Consider the following 17,339-nt stretch of genomic DNA (forward strand, 5'->3'; position numbering starts at 1 on the left):
TTTATGCGTATCAGCGCCAGCATGGATAGCCAGAATAGCGCCCCCCCGCCGCCGCCTCGCTCGACGCTGAAGCTCGAAGCGATTCCCGATCTCGTGCAGCGCATGCGCGCCGGCGAGCGCCGTGCGATTGCGGCCGCGGTGACGGAGCTCGAAAAGCTCTCCACGAGCGCGCCACCGCTGCTCGAAGCGCTCCAGCCCTATCTCGGCAAAGCGCTCGTGGTCGGCTTCACGGGGCCGCCAGGGGCCGGCAAATCCACCCTTGTCAACGCCGTGATCGCTCACGTGCGCTCGCTCGGCGGCACGGTCGGCGTGATCGCCGTCGATCCTTCGAGCCCGATCTCGGGTGGCGCCATTCTCGGCGACCGCATCCGCATGACGGCCGCGCTCGACGACGATGGCGTGTTCGTGCGCTCGCTCGCGAGCCGCGGTTATCTCGGCGGTCTTTCGCCGGCCGCCGTTCGCGTGATCGATGCGTTGGATGCAGCCGGGTTCGATCTCGTGCTGCTCGAAACCGTCGGCACCGGGCAAAGCGAAATGGACGTGGCGGAAGTGGCCGACGTGCGCGTCGTCATCTCGGCGCCAGGCCTCGGCGACGACATCCAGGCGATGAAGTCCGGATTGCTCGAGATTGCCGACATCCTCGTCGTCAACAAGGGCGACCGCGAAGGCGCGGAGCTGACGCTGCAGCAGCTGCTCGGCGCGCTCTCGATCCGCTCGATGCGGTCCCACATTCCGGTGCTCAAGACGACGGCGACCACCGGCGAAGGCGTGCCCGAGCTTTATTCGGCAATGCGCGAAGTCGGCAACAAGGGCGAAACCGGCCCGATGAGCCGGCGGCGGCGGCGCGCCCGCTATCTGATCGCGCGGGCCGCGGCCGACATCGTGGCGCATCGCGTCAAGCAGGGAAGCGGCGCGGAGATCGACGGGCTTGCCGACGACGTGTTGTCCGGCCGTGTCAGCCCCGACGCGGCAGCGCGGAAGCTGCTTGGGAAGTAGAGAAATGGCACCGGGCGGCCGGCAACAGGCAGGACGTTAGGTGAACCCTGCCCGCTGCCTGTTGCCCGCTGCCACCTACTCGAGCAGCGCGCGCAGCAACCAGCCGATCAAGAACATCAGCCCCATCCCGATGCCCAGCACGGCCGTACGATGGCGCTTGAAGAGGCTCGCGAAAGCCGGCGGATGCACGATCCGTTGCGTCGTCGCGACGCCCTCGTCGTGAGGCTGCCCCATCACGCCATAGAATTCAGGCTTCAGAATGCGTGTCGGCGCTTCGTCCGCGGCCGCCACATCTTCGGAAACCTTGAGCACGATGACGGTGGTGTTGTCCTGGTCGGGCAAATTCTTTGCAACCACGGCCGCGATCAGATCGTCGGCCATCGCTTCCGGCGTGGCGTCGCGGTTCGCGTAGACGATGTCGCCGATCTCGTCGCCTTCGAGCGTGCCGATGCCATCGCTCGCCAGGATGATCCAATCGCCTGACGCGATGCGGTAGGGCTCGGTCCGGAGATCGACAATCTCGAGCGACTTACCGGTCAGCGCCGAGCGCAGCGCATTGCGATAGGGATTGTTCTCTGCCTCGACCGGCGAAATCTTGTTGCGGCGTGCCTGATCGTCGAGGAAGGCGCCGAGCGAGTGATCGGCGTTGAGGCGCAGCACCTGAGGCGCGCGAAACAGCAGAAGCAACGAATCCCCAACGCTGGCCCAGCGCAGGCCGGTACGGTCGATCCAGGCGGCGACCAGCGTGCATCCCATTCCGCGCAGCTTGGCATTTTCGGCGACATGAGCGGCGATCGCGGCATTGCCTGCGTCAAGCGCCGATTTCAAACGCTCGCTCGCGCCGCTCTCGGCGTGGGTGAAGCTCCTGACGAAAGTTTCGCAGGCGAGCTTGCCCGCGATCTCGCCGCCGGCATGCCCCCCCATCCCATCGGCGACCACCGCGAGCAGGCCCTCTCGGCTCTTGCTGGCGGCTTGGGCGCCGGACGGCCAGATCTCGAACGCGTCCTCTTGCTTGGTACGCGTACCGATCGTGGCTCGGGCAGCGCCTGCCACGAGCCATGTCATGCGTCTTCGACCTCGCTCGTCCAGTCGAAGTCCGGACCGCAGCAGGCCACGAAGCGGAACGTCGTGTTGCCGATGCGGAAGGTGTCGTTGGAATTGAGAACGCTGGGCGCCAGCACCGGCTTGCCACCCAGGCGAACGAGGTTCGATTTGCCGCCGTGCTGGAGGTAGAACGTGCGCGTCTCGTCGTCGTAGGTGATGAAGGCGTGCTCTTCGCGTGAGATCGCTTCATCGCCGAAGTCGAGGCGGATGCGTTGATCCGCACCCCGCCCGACCGAATTCATGCCGACATAGACGGGCCGGAAATCGCCGCGCCCCGGGCCTTTGACGATAACGATCCATCCCGCAACCGGATCCTGGGTGTCGACAGTCCCCTCGCGCACGTACTGGGTTCTGGCGGGTTGCGCCTTGAGCGGCGGCGGGCGAGAGGATGGAGCAGCTTGCCCCTGGTTTCCGACGAGGCGCGTCGTTCCGATTACCGATCCAGCGCGCGGCGGGGTTGCGCCGTGGGGACCAGTCGAGGCGCCTTCGGCCACGTCCGGGCGCATGATCAGGCGCGTTTTCTTGTTGCCGTCGGACTCGCTGTCGTCATCATCCGGATAGCGCGGATCGTTGCTCATCGTCAGGTCTCCATGAACCCCCAAGGAGCCCGGATCTCCTGTCCGATGATCTCGGTCCGGGCGATCCCGCTTCCTGGTCTTGCCAAATCTTCTACGACGAACGGACGTCCGCGCGCTCGGAAAATGCGCGCTATCGTTTTCACGCCAAAAACTCCTGCTCGGCCCGGAAGCGCAGCCGGACCTCGCCAAGCTCCACCGTGTCGCCGTCGTTCAGCTCGCGCGATGTGTATTTGGTCTTGTTAACGACGACGCCGTTGCCCCCGCCGAGGTCGGTGATCACGAAGCGGCGGGTTTCGGCGTTGTAGTGCAGCACGGCATGGCGCCGGGAGATCGAGTCGTTCAGGAGGCAGATGTCGTTGTCGCGATGGCGGCCGACGCGGACGTTGGTGGTGCGTAAAGGATGGCGCGCGGCGTCGCCGTCGAGCATCTCGAGCCAGCCGTACACGGCCGGGGTGCCATCGGCGCCGCGCAGGAGCTGGCTTTCGCCTCCGTCTTCATCGACCGTCTTCGCATTCTCCTCGACGGCCCGGCCCTCGCTCACCGGCTCAGCAGCGGCATATTCCACGACGCCCGGCCGATAGATCGCATAGCCGGCGGCGCCGAGGCCGAGCAGCAGCGCCAGAACCGCGACGAGGGCCGCGTTGTCGGCGATCCAATCGACAACCCCTTCCGAGGGGGCGCTTTCGGGTGGGGACGAGCCGGAGGTGGGCTCGGGAGGAACCTGGAAGATCTGCTGCGCGGGAACCGGGACTTCGACTTTCTCCTCGGCCTTGAGCGCCGAGCCATCGGCGAGACTGGCGGCAATCTCCACGGTCTGAGCGCCGGCCGGCCCCTTGAGTGCCGCCGTCAGCTGGCCGCCGTTCTCCAGAACCTCGGTGACGAAGAGGTTGGTGACGACCTCCTTGGTCAGATCCTTGGCGCCGCCTTGCTTGATCTCGGTTGCATAGCCTCCGGTTTCCTCGGCGAGCCGCGAGAGCGTCTGGAACTTCGGGCGGTCGGTGCGGTCGTCATAGTAGCCGAGAACGTGGATCGTAACGCCGGCATCGCGGGCGGCCTTCACCACCTGTTCGTGGCTGTAGCTGGTGTCGTTGGAGGTGCCGTCGGCCAGGAGGACGAGGTTTTTGCGGTCGCCAGGCTCTTTGACGAGGGCTTCGATGGCCTGCAGGACGACCTTGTAGAGTTGTATGGTTCCGGGAGCGGGTTTCACCGCGATCATCTGGCGAACGAACTCGTTTTTCGAGGCGCCGGAATCGGAAATCAGGGTCAGATCATTGGCGAACGTGTAGGCCGTAAAGCGGCGTTTGCCTCCGCGCCGATCGGTGAAGGTCACGACCGCATCGCCCATCTGGGCGAGCGTCGCACGCCGAGCGTTGGGCAGAAGCTGGATCAAATAGGCGGTGGTGGCGCCCTGAGCCGCCGGATCGAACGCCTCGAACTTGGTTTCAAGCTCGCCGTCTTGGCCCTTGAGGGTTGCCGTGACGCCGTTGAAGGCCGCAAACCCATTGGCGCGGACCTCACAGGTGAGGCGCGGGGTACCCGCGGAGCCGCCGGCTGCCGCCTCTATAGGCTGGCACTTGGTCACGAGCTTCGTCTGGGTGGCGCTCGCACCGAACGATCCCATCACGGAGAGCAACAAGCCGAGTGCCATAACCGCTTCGCGCTGCCTCGCTAGGCGCCGCATGCTTGCGTCTCCAGGTGTCGTCGTAATTGGATAGAGGAATTCATCTTACGCTGACGATCTTGGGGGTTCAACATCGCCGAACCCTCACATCGCAGCGCGCAATCGGCTATCGTCAGCCGATCTTTCCGGAAGCGGCAACAGTAGCACTTTCCGGTAGAAGTCGAATGGGGCATTGTGAGAAGCGGGTCATCGAAGCAGTCCCTTGTGGCTGTCCGCGCTTGGAGGGCGCCGATCTATGGAGGGTCAGAACGAGACCGTGCTGGCACCCGGCACGCGGATCGACCAGTACTTGATCACCGGACTTCTCGGCCGCGGCGGTTTCGGAATTACCTATCTGATCCACGACGAGATGCTGAACAAGGAGTTCGCTCTCAAGGAGTTCTTTCCCGAAGACCTTGTCCGGCGCGACGGCCTCGGCCTCAAGTTTCTCGCACGCGCAAACTCGGAGTCCGATTATCGCTGGGGGCTCAAGAAGTTCTTCGACGAAGCCCGCCTGCTCGCCCAGTTCAACCACCCCAACATCATCGGCGTCCGGCGCGTGTTCGAAGCGAACGACACCGCCTACATGGTGCTCGATCTCGTCAAAGGCATGACGTTCGAGCGGTGGTTGCGCGGCCTCAACAGTCTGCCGACCCAGGACGAGCTCGACCTCGTGGCCGGCCCGCTGCTCAGCGCGCTCGAACTCGTACACGAAAACCGCAGCTGGCACCTCGACATCTCGCCCGAGAACATCATGGTGCGGGCGGCTGACGGGGCGCCGCTTCTGCTCGATTTCGGCGCCTCGCGCTTCGAGATCAAACAGCATTCGCAGCTGGTTTCCGCGCTGGTGTTCAAGAGCGGTTATTCGGCACCCGAGCAATACACCTCGAACGCCGACCGCTACGGCCCGTGGACCGACATCTACGCGTTCGCGGCGACGCTCTACCGGGCCGTCACAGGCGCGCGGCCGCTCGAAGCCACGTCGCGGCAACTGTCAGACGATTTGGTTCCGGCCGCCAAGGCCGCGGCAGGGAAATTCCGCAAAAGCTTTCTCGAAGCCATCGATTCCGCGCTCAAGTTGCCGCCTGGCGCCCGACCGCAATCGGTGCGGGAGTGGCGCCCGCTGCTGCTCGAAGGCAGCCGCGTCGTCTCGGCGGATCCGCAGACCGAATCCCGGCACACGCATGCTTCCCCGCATCCGAGCGTGACCGGGCGCAAGCTGAACCCGACGCGCCTGATCACGACGACACTCTCCAAGATCGGAAGCGCGCGTAAAAGCCGGATGGCGCTCTACGGCGGGTTGGCGGCGGGCGTACTGGCGCTTGCGGGCGGAGGCGCGGTGCTTGTTGCCGGCGGAAACAAGGGGCCGTTCGCCGACTGCGGCGGCATGTTCTCCGGCGCGGACTGCTGGGGCGCCGTTGTCGATCACGGCGGCAACATCTTCGCCCGCGTCGAGGAGCGCACGAAGGAAACGGCGGAAAAAGCCGCGCTCAAGAAATGCACCGACAAGTTCGGCGAGAAGGGCTGCACGGTGATCGCCACCATCTCGAAGCAGGAATGCTGGGCGCTGGCCGAGATGCCGGCCGATCCGACGCGCTGGAAGGCGGCGACCGGCCAATCGATCCAGCTCGCGGAAACCAACGCCCGCTGGGATTGCGAGCGGACTTACGGCGTGTGCCAGTTGGCGCTGACCTTCTGCGCGGACGGCACCAAAGTCAGGTGAGACGGGCTGTGCCAGGTCGCGGGCGTCGCACTATTCGCGGAAGCGGTTGGTGATCGGATAGCGGCGATCGCGGCCGAAGTTGCGGCTCGAGATCTTTACGCCGGGCGCGGCCTGGCGGCGTTTGTACTCCGCGAGATAGAGCAGCCGCTCGACCTTCCGCACCACGTCCTCGGGATGGCCACGGGCGATGACATCTGAAACCGGCATCTCGCGCTCGACGAGGCAGGCGAGGATGTCGTCGAGCACATCGTACGGCGGCAGGCTATCCTGGTCGGTCTGGTTCTCGCGCAGCTCCGCGGTCGGCGGGCGCGTGATGATGCTGTCGGGAATGACCTCTCCGGTGGGGCCGAGACCGCCCTTCGGCACGTGCGCGTTGCGCCACCGGGCGAGACGATAGACCTCGAGCTTGTAGAGATCCTTCACGGGATTGAAGCCGCCGTTCATGTCGCCATACAGCGTCGCGTAGCCGACGCTCATCTCGCTCTTGTTGCCGGTGGTCAGCACCATGGCACCGAACTTGTTGGAGATCGCCATGACGATGACACCGCGCGTGCGGCTTTGAATATTCTCTTCGGTGATGTCGGCGGCACGGCCTTCGAACAGACCGGCGAGCGCTGCGGAAAAGCCGTTGACGGCCGGCTCGATCGGCACCGTGTCGAGACGGATGCCCAGCGCTTTGGCACAGGCTTCGGCGTCAGCGATGCTCTGCCCGGACGTATAGCGATAGGGCATCATGATGGCGTGGACGCGCTCGGCGCCCAGCGCATCGACGGCCATCGCGGCAACGAGCGCGCTATCTACGCCGCCTGACAGACCGAGCACGACACCCGGGAAGCGGTTTTTCTCGACGTAGTCGCGCAGCCCCAACACACACGCGTGGTAGGCCGCGGCGTCGCCTTCGGTCAGATGATGTATTGGGCCGCTGGTGCATTGCCAGCCCGCGTCCGTCCGTGTCCATTCGGTGAGCGCGACGTGCTCCTCCCAGGCCGGAAACTGGCAGGCAAGACGGTGGTCCGCGTTCACGACGAATGAAGCGCCATCGAACACCAGCTCATCCTGGCCGCCGACCTGATTGACGTAGGCGAGCGGCAGGCCGGTCTCGGTGACGCGTGCAATCGCGACATTCAGGCGAACGTCCGGCTTCTTCCAATCGAACGGCGAGCCGTTGGGCACGAGCAGGATTTCGGTGCCGCATTCGGCGAGGCATTCCGTCACCTCGTCCTTCCAGATGTCCTCGCAGATCGGAACACCGATCCGTACGCCGCGGAAGCTGATCGGGCTCGGCAATGCGCCGGCCGTGAAGACGCGCTTCTCGTCGAAAACACCATAATTCGGCAGATCGACCTTGTGGCGTACGGCGGCAACCTCACCGTCGGCCAGCAGCAGCACCGCGTTGTAGATCGCGCCATTCTCCGGCCATACCGTGCCGACGAGCACCGCTGGGCCGGGCCCCAGCGTACGCGCCAGCGCTTCGGCCCTCGCGCGGGCCGCATTGTGAAAAGCCGGCTTCAGAACCAGATCCTCCGGCGGATAGCCGGTCAGGAACAGCTCCGGAAAGACGATGAGATCCGCGCCCTCAGCGGCTGCCTTGGCCCGGGCTTCGATCAGCTTTTTCTCGTTGCCCGCCAGATCGCCCACGATCGGGTTCAGCTGTGCCAGCGCAATTCGGAGGGAGGACGGCGGATTGGATGTGCTCATGCCGCCAAGATTTAGGGGGAGAGGCGCGTTCGGTCCAGGGCTGATCAGCAGGGCAGCATGGCGTGGTGAAGGGCGTAGGAAAGCATGGCGTAGCGCAGGCCCGGCCCGCCCTGGATCTGCCGGTCGCCGCCGATGTTGAGCACCTGGGGGCCGCCATCGAGGGCGTAGAAGGCGTCGGTCAAGCCCGAGAGCTGCTCATCCCAGTCGGTCCAGCCGTCGTGATTGTGGAAATGGGCCTCGCGCCGTTGCTCGGTGTTCCGCAGGTAGGCGCTGCCAAACATCTCGATGCCGCGCTTGATCAGCGCCGCCTGTCGCTCCAAGCCAATCTCGGTCAGGGCGTCATAGACATCGGGAGCGATGGCCCCCTCGCCGTTGTAGAAGAACTGGTGCACGCCGCCGTTCTCGAACTCGTAGTTGAAAGCGGCGAGAACCAGGAGTGTGCGCTGCTCCTTGGTCAGGCTCGCGAGCCGCCGCTGCACCTCGGCGTAGGGCTTCCAGAAGTCGATTGGCGCCAGCAGCGATTGGGTCAGGCGCTCGAAGCGGTCCATGTCGCTGAGCTTCATGCGCGCTGCCTCGATGCGCTTCCAGAGCGCGGGCTTGCGGTTGACGTAACCGACGATGATCCCGGCCCAATCCTGGCGCGTGCCGAACTGTTTGCTGAGGGCAAGCAGGCGATGGTCGAAGGCGTTCAGTTCCTGGTTGGGCGTGGCGTAGCCGAAGTGCTGTTCGCGGCGCTCGTCGTCGACGGGGTAGCTTGGGCCAAAAAGGGCCATGGCCTGAACGAAAATCCGATGCTGCTCTGCGAGGCCAGCGGCCTCAAGCGCATCGCGCACAGCAGGCGCGTTGCGGCCGGACTTGAGATAAAAGTAGGTGTGCAGGCCGTCGGCGCCGAGGCCATCCCAAAGTGTGTGCAGCAGCGCTAGAGTCCGCATTTCCGGATCGAGCGCATCAAGAGATTTCAGGAATTTTTCCGGCGGATCCAGAGTATCGCGCACCGAATAGGGTCCGACCTCGTTCTGGATCAGTTGCCACAGCGGTATCTCCGTCAAACTCATGAGCCCCTCGTTGGAAAAGGGTGTCGGTGCGGCGTGCAAGCGGCAGCCATTGTTGGCCACATCCGGCTGCCACGTCGGGATGATCACGCGGCGGTCTTCGACACGCTCCTCCTTCTTGGCGGGCGGTGAGCCGCTATCGTTCTGGACAGCGCAAGCGGAGGCGCTCGCCAGGGTGGCGGCGATGGCGGCGAGGCCCGTCGCCGCGATGCGGATGTGTTTGCGCTTCACCTTCGATCCCTCCTCCGCTCGCTGCGCAGAATTCGATAGCGGATACGTGACAGCCGCACCTGTTCCCGGTGGCACAGCCGAAATTGCATGCCTCCTGTCTGTACTTCGGTCGCCTCGAGGGTGGATCTTCGCCTGAGCAGCCTTTATCAGTATGACGCCTTTCGGTTGACGCGGGTTTTTCCTTCCCATGCTCTCCATCCTCTCGATCGTCGCGCCGATCTTTGCACTCATCGCGAGTGGCTATGCCGCGCGCAAGATCGGCGTCATGGGGCAACCGGCCGTGGCGGAGCTCAACCGCTTCGTCGTCTACCTCGCGCTGCCGGCGCTGCTGTTCGATGTCATGGCGCACGCGAGTTGGAGTGATCTCGCGCAACCCGGGTTCATCGGTGCGTTCGGCTTGGCGTGCGGGCTCGTGTTCTACGCGACCCTCGGCTTGAGCCTGATCGCGGGGCGGTCGCTCGCTTCAGCCAGCATCGAAGGATTGCTCGGCGCCTACGCCAATACCGCCTATATCGGCTTTCCGGTGCTGCTGATGGTGTTCGGCAAGGAAAGCCTGGTACCGATCACCATCGCGTCGATCCTCACGGTGTGCGTGCTGTTCGCGTCCGCCATCGTGCTGATCGAAATCGGCAGTCAAAGCGAGCGGCGACCGCTCCGCCTCGCGCTCAAGGTTGCAGGCTCGCTCACGCGCAACCCGCTGCTCATCGCGCCGGTTCTAGGGGTGGCGTACGGTGCGACAGGTCTCGGCCTTCCGGTCGCGGCGGATACGTTCCTGAGGCTGCTCGGCGGGGCGGCAAGTCCGCTCGCCCTCGTCGTGATCGGGCTTTTTCTGGCCGAGCCGCGCCCGGTTGCAGCGGCCGATGCGCGTGCCGCGGCCGCACTCGCCACGGTCAAGCTGATTGTGCATCCGGCGCTGACCTGGGCGCTCGCAATCGCCCTGTCCGTTCCGCCGAAGCTCACCGCCATGGCCGTGCTGCTCGCCGCGCTGCCGACCGGTACGGGGCCGTTCATGCTGGCCGAATACTATCGGCTGCCGGCGGTCGTGACCTCTGCGGTCATTCTGATTTCCACGATCGGCGCGCTGCTGACCCTGCCGCTCCTGATGCTGGCCACCGGCTCCTCGGGCGTCGGGCTCGCCCCTTAGGCCACCTTCGTCAAGGTAAATGGGCGGAATCAGGTACGACCAAATGACAGGGGCCTCCGGCCGGCAGCCCCCTTGTGCCCCGGAGCGCCTTGGGGCACAGCTTCTCTTCAAAATGCAAGCCTAGGAATGCCTTCATATGCGCATCGACGCGATATCGATCGGGAAAAACCCTCCGCAAGACATCAATGTCATCATCGAAGTGTCGGTGGGCGGCGAACCCATCAAATACGAGATGGACAAGGCGTCGGGCACGCTGGTCGTGGACCGCTTCCTCTACACGCCGATGCGCTATCCGGGGAACTACGGGTTTGTCCCGCATACGCTGTCGGACGATGGCGACCCAATCGACGTGCTCGTGTGCAATACGCGTATGATCGTGCCGGGGGCGGTGATCAACTGCCGGCCGGTGGGCGTCCTCATCATGGAGGACGAGGGCGGCGGCGACGAAAAGATCATTGCCGTTCCGTCAACCAAGGTCTCCCGTCGCTACGAGAAAATCTCGAACTACTCGGATCTGCCGTCCATCTCCGTGCAGCAGATCGAGCACTTCTTCTCCCATTACAAGGATCTGGAGCCTGGGAAGTGGGCGAAGATCCATCACTGGGGTGACACCGCCGAAGCGCAACAGCGCATCGTCGAGGCGATCGAGCGGGCCAAGGAGAAAGCGTAGGAAACGGGGCATATTTAGCCCCGTGCCTTCGCTGATCTAGTGCACCTTCTCCGCCACCGACGTGTTGGTCGGGATGGCGGCGGCCCGATCGTAGGCCGTCTTGACGAAAGCATCGCCGGTCTTGGTGATCTTCGTGGTCCAACCGGTGTCCCACTCGATCACGGCTGATTGATCTTCCTCAGTCCAGGTGCCGGTCATGCCCTCACCGGCCCGATCGGCTTCCGCCGTGCCCGAGGGGAACAGCGTAATCTCGAACGCATTGCCTTCGGTGTCCTGCACTTTCCAAGTGCCGGAAAACTGGCTTTCGGCCAAATCGTGCTCGTTGGCCGAGACCAGCGAGAGAAAGCTGGAGAGCATTGCGCTCCCCTGTCGGCTCAGGCTTGTCATATCGTCCTCCGCTTGTCCGCGCGGCCGAGCGCTTTGTGCGCACGGCCCTTGCTCAGCAGAGAAAACGCCCCGCGACACCGACAGTTCCGAGGTTCTTTTCAGACCGCAATATCAATAAAATAGCCGCCGGCCGATGAGATCGACCGACGGCTTTTCAATTTGCCAATTCCGAAGACGACCACCGGGCTTTGTTACCCGAAATCGACCTCCGGACATTGTTATCCGAAAGCGACCTCCGGTCGCGCGGGCGCCGCGCGCGTCTCGCGCTCAAGCTTCATGCGCTCGGCGACCAGGAAAGCCAGCTCCAGCGACTGATCGGCGTTGAGGCGCGGATCGCACAGCGTGTGATAGCGGTCCATGAGATCGGTCTCGGCGATCGCCGCGGCCCCGCCCGTGCACTCGGTCACGTTCTGGCCGGTCATCTCGACATGGATGCCGCCCGCGTGCGAGCCCTCGGCGCGATGCACGTCGAAGAAGGCCTCGACCTCCTTCAGGATGCGATCGAAGGGGCGCGTCTTGTAGCCGTTGGCGGCGCTGATGGTGTTGCCGTGCATCGGATCGCACGACCAGACCACCGTGCGCCCGGCCTTCTTCACGGCGCGGATCAGCTTCGGCAGATGCTGGCCGACCTTCTCGTGCCCGAAACGGCAGATCAGCGTCAGGCGACCGGGCTCGTCCTTGGGGTTCAAGGTGTCGATCAGGCGCAGCAGGCCGTCCGCGTCGAGCGACGGGCCGCACTTGATACCGATCGGATTCTTGACGCCGCGGCAGAACTCGAGGTGAGCATGATCCGGCTGGCGCGTGCGATCGCCGATCCAGAGCATGTGACCGCTCGTGGCGTACCAATCGCCGCTCGTCGAATCGAGACGTGTCAGAGCCTGCTCATAGCCTAGGAGCAGCGCTTCGTGGCTGGTGTAGAAGCTGGTTGCGCGCAGCTGCGGCGTGTTCTCGCTGGTGATGCCGCACGCCCGCATGAAGCCCAAGGTCTCGGCGATGCGATCGGCGAGTTCCTGGTAGCGGTGGCCCTGCGGGCTGTCCTTGACGAAGCCCATGTTCCATTGATGCACGCGCTCGAGGTCGGCGTAACCGCCGGTCGCGAACGCGCGGATCAGGTTCAGTGTTGCAGCCGACTGCCGGTAGGCCTCGAGCTGGCGCTGCGGATCGGGAATGCGCGCCTCGGGCGTGAAATCGGTGCCGTTGATGATGTCGCCGCGATAGCTCGGAAGCTCGACGCCGTCCTTCTTCTCCATCGGCGAAGAACGAGGCTTGGCGAACTGACCCGCAATGCGGCCCACCTTCACGACCGGGCTGCCGCCTGCGTACGTCAAGACGACCGCCATCTGAAGGAAGACGCGGAAGAAGTCGCGGATGTTGTCGGCGCGGTGCTCGAGGAAGCTTTCGGCGCAGTCGCCGCCCTGCAGCAGGAAGCCTTCGCCCAGCGCGACCGCGCCCAGCGCCTTTTTCAGCTCACGCGCCTCGCCTGCAAAAACCAGCGGCGGGAACGTCGCAAGGCGGCCCTCGACATCCGCGAGCGCCTTGGCATCGGGGTAATCAGGGACTTGGACGATCGGAAGCGAGCGCCAGCTTTCCGGGGACCAGGTTGCGGCCATTGACGTTTACCTTCTCCACCCGCTGCAAGTCGGCCTGCAGCGGCCTTTTCTGCTTCGTCTCAGCGCCATTCCGGGGCGGGCGAACCGCCGCGTTCTGGACGCCTCTCAATTTTATCTGGGCTTATAGGGCAAGTGTTTCCCGATGGCCAGCCGGCAGGATCCTCGGTCGGGGCTGCCGGGGCCATCAAACCGTTAAATAAGAAGAAGGCGGCTGGTTTCCCAGCCGCCTTCTTCAACTCGTTTCGCGTTTGCGAGCGACGTTCTATTCGGCAACGCGGCGGCGGCGGCGAGCCGGCCCGCCGGCCTCCGATCCCGGAGAAGCGAGCGACTTGTCGCCCTCCGAGCGTGCCTTCTCCTTGCTGATCAGCTCGTCGCGCTTGGCGGCGATCCGGCGCAGGCCGCGCAGCATGCCGCCGGTGCCGGCCGGGATCAGACGTCCGACGATCACGTTCTCCTTCAAGCCCTCGAGCGTGTCCGACTTGCCGATGACGGCGGCGTCGGTCAGCACGCGGGTGGTCTCCTGGAACGAAGCCGCGGAGATGAACGAGCGGGTCTGCAGCGAGGCCTTCGTGATGCCGAGCAGAACCGGCGTCGCGGAGGCAGGGCGCTTGCCGGCCTTCTCGAACTTGGCGTTCTCCTCGTCGAACTCGATGCGATCGACCTGCTCGCCCTTGATGAAGCCGGTATCGCCCACCTCGGTGATCTCGACCTTCTGCAGCATCTGCCGAACGATGACCTCGATGTGCTTGTCGTTGATGGTCACGCCCTGCAGACGGTAGACGTCCTGGATCTCGTTGATCAGGTAGTTGGCGAGTTCCTCGACGCCCTTGATGGCGAGAATGTCGTGCGGCGCGGGGTTGCCGTCGTAGATGTAATCGCCGCGCTCCAAGTGGTCGCCGGGCTGAACGGCCAGGCTCTTGCCACGCGGGATCAGATACTCGACCGCCTCCAACGCCTCATCATCGGGCTTGATGGTGATGCGCTGCTTGTTCTTGTAGTCCTTGCCAAACTCGACGGTGCCCGAGATCTCGGCAATGATCGCGTGATCCTTCGGGCGACGCGCTTCGAACAGCTCGGCCACGCGCGGCAGACCGCCCGTGATGTCGCTCTGCTTGGCGGAGGCGAGAGGAATACGCGCGATCACGTCACCGGCCTTGACCTCCTGACCAGGCTCGACCGACAGAATGGCCTCGACCGTCAGCAGGTAGCGGGCGTCGCCGCCACGAGCCACCTTGATGTGCTTGCCCTTGGCGTCCTTGACGACGATCGCGGGCTTCAGCTCGGCACCGCGCGGCGTTGCACGCCAGTCGACGATGACGCGGTTGGTGGTGCCCTTCACTTCGTCGGTCTGCTCGCGGACGGAGATGCCCTCGATGAGATCCTCGAACTCCACCTTGCCGGAGGCTTCGGTGATGATCGGACGGGTGTAGGGGTCCCACTGAGCGAGCTTGGTGCCGCGCTTCACGTCGTCGCCTTCATCGACGTGGACACGGGCGCCGTACTGCACCTTGTGGGTCGACAGCTCCTTGCCCGACTGGTCGACAATGACAATCGACATCGTGCGGGACATCGAGATCAGGCGACCCTGACCGTCCTTCACGATGGCGCGGTTCTTGATCTTCACCTTGCCGTTGAAGTTGCTCTCGATGAAGGACGAGTCGACGACGTTCGCCGTTCCGCCGATGTGGAACGTACGCATCGTCAGCTGCGTGCCCGGCTCGCCAATCGACTGGGCTGCGATCACGCCGACCGCCTCGCCGATGTTGACGGGCGTTCCGCGTGCGAGGTCGCGGCCGTAGCACTTGCCGCACACGCCGGTGATGGTCTCGCAGGTCAGCACCGAGCGGATGCGGACTTCCTGGATCTGCGCCTTCTCGATGGCCTCGGAGTGCCGCTCCTCGATCAGATCGCCGGTCTTGATGATGACGGTTTCCTCGCCATCCGGACCGGTGCCGGCGATATCCTCGGCCGCGGTACGGCCAAGAACGCGGGCGCCGAGCGAGACGATGACCTGACCGGCATCGACGACCGCCTGCACCTTGATACCGCGATCGGTTCCGCAATCCTCCTCGGTGATGATGCTGTCCTGAGCGACGTCGACCAGACGGCGCGTCAGGTAGCCCGAGTTGGCGGTCTTCAAGGCGGTGTCAGCAAGACCCTTACGGGCGCCGTGGGTCGAGTTGAAGTACTCGAGAACCGAGAGGCCTTCCTTGAAGTTCGAGATGATCGGCGTCTCGATGATCTCGCCCGAGGGCTTGGTCATGAGGCCGCGCATACCGGCGAGCTGCTTCATCTGCGCGGGCGAACCGCGCGCACCGGAGTGGCTCATCATATAGACGGAGTTGATCGGCTTCTCGCGGCCGCCCTTGTCCTTATGGACGGCCGAGATGCGGTCCATCATCTCCTTGGCGATCTGGTCGGTGCACTTCGACCAGGCGTCAACGACCTTGTTGTACTTCTCGAGCTGGGTGATGAGACCGTCGTTGTACTGCTGCTCGAACTCGCGGACCATTTCCGCGGTCTCGCCAACGATCTTGGTCTTGGTGTCCGGGATCACCATGTCGTCCTTGCCGAACGAGATGCCGGCCTTGAACGCGTGATGGAAACCGAGCGCCATGATGCGGTCACAGAAGATCACCGTCTCTTTCTGACCGCAGTTGCGGTAGACGGCATCGATCATGCCCGAGATGGCCTTCTTGGTCAGGAGCTGGTTGACGAGCGCGAACTTCACGCTCGGCTTACGCGGCAGCACCTCGCCCAGAATCATGCGGCCCGGCGTGGTCTCGACGATGTCGACGACTTCCTCGCCTTCCGCGTTGATCGAGCGGAAACGGCCCTTGATCTTGGCATGCAGCGTGACGGCACCGGCTTCGAGAGCGTGGCGCACCTCGCCCACCGAGCCGAAGGCCATGCCTTCGCCGGGCTCCTTGTCGCGGATGATCGACAGGTAGTAGAGGCCCAACACGATGTCCTGCGACGGCACGATGATCGGCTGACCGTTCGCGGGATGCAGAATGTTGTTGGTCGACATCATCAGCACGCGCGCTTCGAGCTGAGCTTCGAGCGACAGCGGCACGTGCACGGCCATCTGGTCGCCGTCGAAGTCGGCGTTGAACGCGGCGCAGACGAGCGGATGCAGCTGGATCGCCTTGCCTTCGATCAGTTGCGGCTCGAACGCCTGAATGCCAAGGCGGTGCAGCGTCGGCGCGCGGTTCAGCATCACGGGATGCTCGCGGATGACCTCGTCGAGGACGTCCCAAACCTCGGGCTTTTCCTTTTCGACGAGCTTCTTCGCCTGCTTCACGGTCGCGGCCTGGCCGAGCGTCTGGAGGCGCGCGTAGATGAACGGCTTGAACAGCTCGAGCGCCATCTTCTTCGGAAGGCCGCACTGATGCAGCTTGAGCTCGGGACCGACGACGATCACCGAACGGCCCGAGTAGTCGACGCGCTTGCCGAGCAGGTTCTGACGGAAGCGGCCCTGCTTGCCCTTCAACATGTCGGCGAGCGACTTCAGCGGACGCTTGTTGGCGCCGGTGATGACGCGGCCGCGGCGGCCGTTGTCGAACAGTGCGTCGACCGACTCCTGCAACATGCGCTTTTCGTTGCGGATGATGATGTCGGGCGCGCGCAGCTCCATCAGCCGCTTCAGGCGGTTGTTACGGTTGATGACGCGGCGATAGAGATCGTTGAGATCGGAGGTCGCGAAGCGGCCGCCGTCGAGCGGCACGAGCGGGCGCAACTCGGGCGGGATCACCGGCACGACGGTGAGGATCATCCACTCGGGGCGGTTGCCGCTCTCGATGAAGCTCTCGATCACCTTCAGGCGCTTGCCGAGCTTCTTCGGCTTCAGGTCGGTGGTGCTCTCGGCGATCTCCTGGCGCAGATCCTCGCGGATCTTCGGGAGATCCATGCCGGTCATCAGGTCGCGAATGGCCTCGGCGCCGATGCCAGCGGTAAAGCTGTCGGCTCCGTGCTCCTCGACAGCCTGGTTGTACTGGTCCTCGGTCAGGAGCTGCTTCTCCTTGAACGGAGAGATGCCGGGCTCGGTGACGATGTAATTTTCGAAGTACAGGACGCGCTCTAGATCCTTCAGCGTCATGTCGAGCAGAAGACCGATGCGCGAGGGAAGCGACTTCAGGAACCAGATGTGGGCGACGGGCGCGGCCAGCTCGATGTGGCCCATGCGCTCACGGCGCACCTTCGCGAGCGTCACTTCCACGCCGCACTTTTCGCAGATCAGGCCCTTGTACTTCATGCGCTTGTACTTGCCGCACAAGCACTCGTAGTCCTTGATGGGTCCGAAGATGCGCGCGCAGAACAGTCCGTCGCGCTCCGGCTTGAAGGTCCGGTAGTTGATCGTCTCCGGCTTCTTGATCTCGCCGAACGACCAGGAGTGAATGTCGTCCGGCGACGCGATCGAGATCTTGATCTCGTCGAAGGTCGGAGCAGACTGCTGGGTCTTGAAGAGGTTGGTGATCTCGTTCAT

The 17,339-nt window shown here is 64.3% G+C and carries 12 protein-coding genes; 4 read left to right on the forward strand and 8 right to left on the reverse strand.

Translation table 11 applies throughout. The features are described 5' to 3' along the window. Positions 1 to 3 precede the first annotated feature (3 nt). On the forward strand, positions 4 to 996 hold the full coding sequence (meaB, locus tag RCO24_RS02465; protein WP_308959813.1) for a methylmalonyl Co-A mutase-associated GTPase MeaB: 993 nt from the start codon (positions 4 to 6) through the stop codon (positions 994 to 996). 75 nt (positions 997 to 1,071) lie between these two features. Here meaB and RCO24_RS02470 read toward each other — a convergent pair whose 3' ends face one another. The 3 genes from RCO24_RS02470 to RCO24_RS02480 all read right to left on the reverse strand — a co-directional run bounded on the left by RCO24_RS02470 (position 1,072) and on the right by RCO24_RS02480 (position 4,359). Continuing rightward, on the reverse strand, positions 1,072 to 2,061 hold the full coding sequence (locus RCO24_RS02470) for a protein phosphatase 2C domain-containing protein (RefSeq protein WP_308959814.1): 990 nt from the start codon (positions 2,059 to 2,061) through the stop codon (positions 1,072 to 1,074). Beyond that, positions 2,058 to 2,678: an FHA domain-containing protein gene (locus RCO24_RS02475; RefSeq protein ID WP_308959815.1), complete on the reverse strand. Its 621-nt coding sequence runs from the start codon at positions 2,676 to 2,678 to the stop codon at positions 2,058 to 2,060. Before RCO24_RS02475 ends, RCO24_RS02470 begins: the two co-directional genes overlap by 4 nt. Positions 2,679 to 2,817: 139 nt before the next feature. Beyond that, on the reverse strand, positions 2,818 to 4,359 hold the full coding sequence (locus tag RCO24_RS02480) for an FHA domain-containing protein (RefSeq protein ID WP_308959816.1): 1,542 nt from the start codon (positions 4,357 to 4,359) through the stop codon (positions 2,818 to 2,820). Positions 4,360 to 4,594: 235 nt separating this feature from the next. On the opposite strand from RCO24_RS02480, the gene RCO24_RS02485 reads away from it, so the two are divergent. Further along, positions 4,595 to 6,061, forward strand: a complete 1,467-nt coding sequence (locus RCO24_RS02485) for a protein kinase (protein WP_308959817.1) — start codon at positions 4,595 to 4,597, stop codon at positions 6,059 to 6,061. A gap of 30 nt (positions 6,062 to 6,091) precedes the next feature. On the opposite strand, the gene RCO24_RS02490 is transcribed toward RCO24_RS02485, so the two are convergent. Together RCO24_RS02490 and RCO24_RS02495 are read right to left on the reverse strand one after the other, a co-directional pair. Next, positions 6,092 to 7,759 (reverse strand): NAD+ synthase, encoded by a 1,668-nt coding sequence (locus RCO24_RS02490; protein WP_308959818.1) that lies wholly within the window; start codon positions 7,757 to 7,759, stop codon positions 6,092 to 6,094. A gap of 44 nt (positions 7,760 to 7,803) precedes the next feature. Further along, the gene (locus RCO24_RS02495) at positions 7,804 to 9,042 is read right to left on the reverse strand and encodes a DUF4375 domain-containing protein (RefSeq protein WP_308959819.1); all 1,239 of its coding nucleotides are present in this window, start codon (positions 9,040 to 9,042) and stop codon (positions 7,804 to 7,806) included. A 187-nt stretch (positions 9,043 to 9,229) separates the two neighbouring features. On the opposite strand from RCO24_RS02495, the gene RCO24_RS02500 reads away from it, so the two are divergent. Continuing rightward, positions 9,230 to 10,186 carry an AEC family transporter gene (locus tag RCO24_RS02500; RefSeq protein WP_308959820.1) on the forward strand — a complete coding sequence of 319 codons (957 nt, stop codon included), beginning with the start codon at positions 9,230 to 9,232 and terminating at the stop codon, positions 10,184 to 10,186. A gap of 136 nt (positions 10,187 to 10,322) precedes the next feature. Beyond that, the gene (gene ppa / locus RCO24_RS02505) at positions 10,323 to 10,856 is read left to right on the forward strand and encodes an inorganic diphosphatase (RefSeq protein WP_308959821.1); all 534 of its coding nucleotides are present in this window, start codon (positions 10,323 to 10,325) and stop codon (positions 10,854 to 10,856) included. Positions 10,857 to 10,892: 36 nt separating this feature from the next. On the opposite strand, the gene RCO24_RS02510 is transcribed toward ppa, so the two are convergent. The 3 genes from RCO24_RS02510 to rpoC all read right to left on the reverse strand — a co-directional run bounded on the left by RCO24_RS02510 (position 10,893) and on the right by rpoC (position 17,339). Next, positions 10,893 to 11,213 carry a hypothetical protein gene (locus RCO24_RS02510; RefSeq protein WP_308959822.1) on the reverse strand — a complete coding sequence of 107 codons (321 nt, stop codon included), beginning with the start codon at positions 11,211 to 11,213 and terminating at the stop codon, positions 10,893 to 10,895. Positions 11,214 to 11,461: 248 nt separating this feature from the next. Further along, positions 11,462 to 12,853, reverse strand: coding sequence for a class II 3-deoxy-7-phosphoheptulonate synthase (locus RCO24_RS02515; protein ID WP_308959823.1), 1,392 nt, complete (start codon positions 12,851 to 12,853; stop codon positions 11,462 to 11,464). A 262-nt stretch (positions 12,854 to 13,115) separates the two neighbouring features. After that, a complete protein-coding gene (gene rpoC / locus RCO24_RS02520) occupies positions 13,116 to 17,339 on the reverse strand; it encodes a DNA-directed RNA polymerase subunit beta' (protein WP_308959824.1) in 4,224 nt (1,407 codons plus the stop codon).

The sequence above is a fragment of the Hyphomicrobium sp. LHD-15 genome, assembly GCF_031157355.1.
GTDB lineage: Bacteria > Pseudomonadota > Alphaproteobacteria > Rhizobiales > Hyphomicrobiaceae > Hyphomicrobium_C.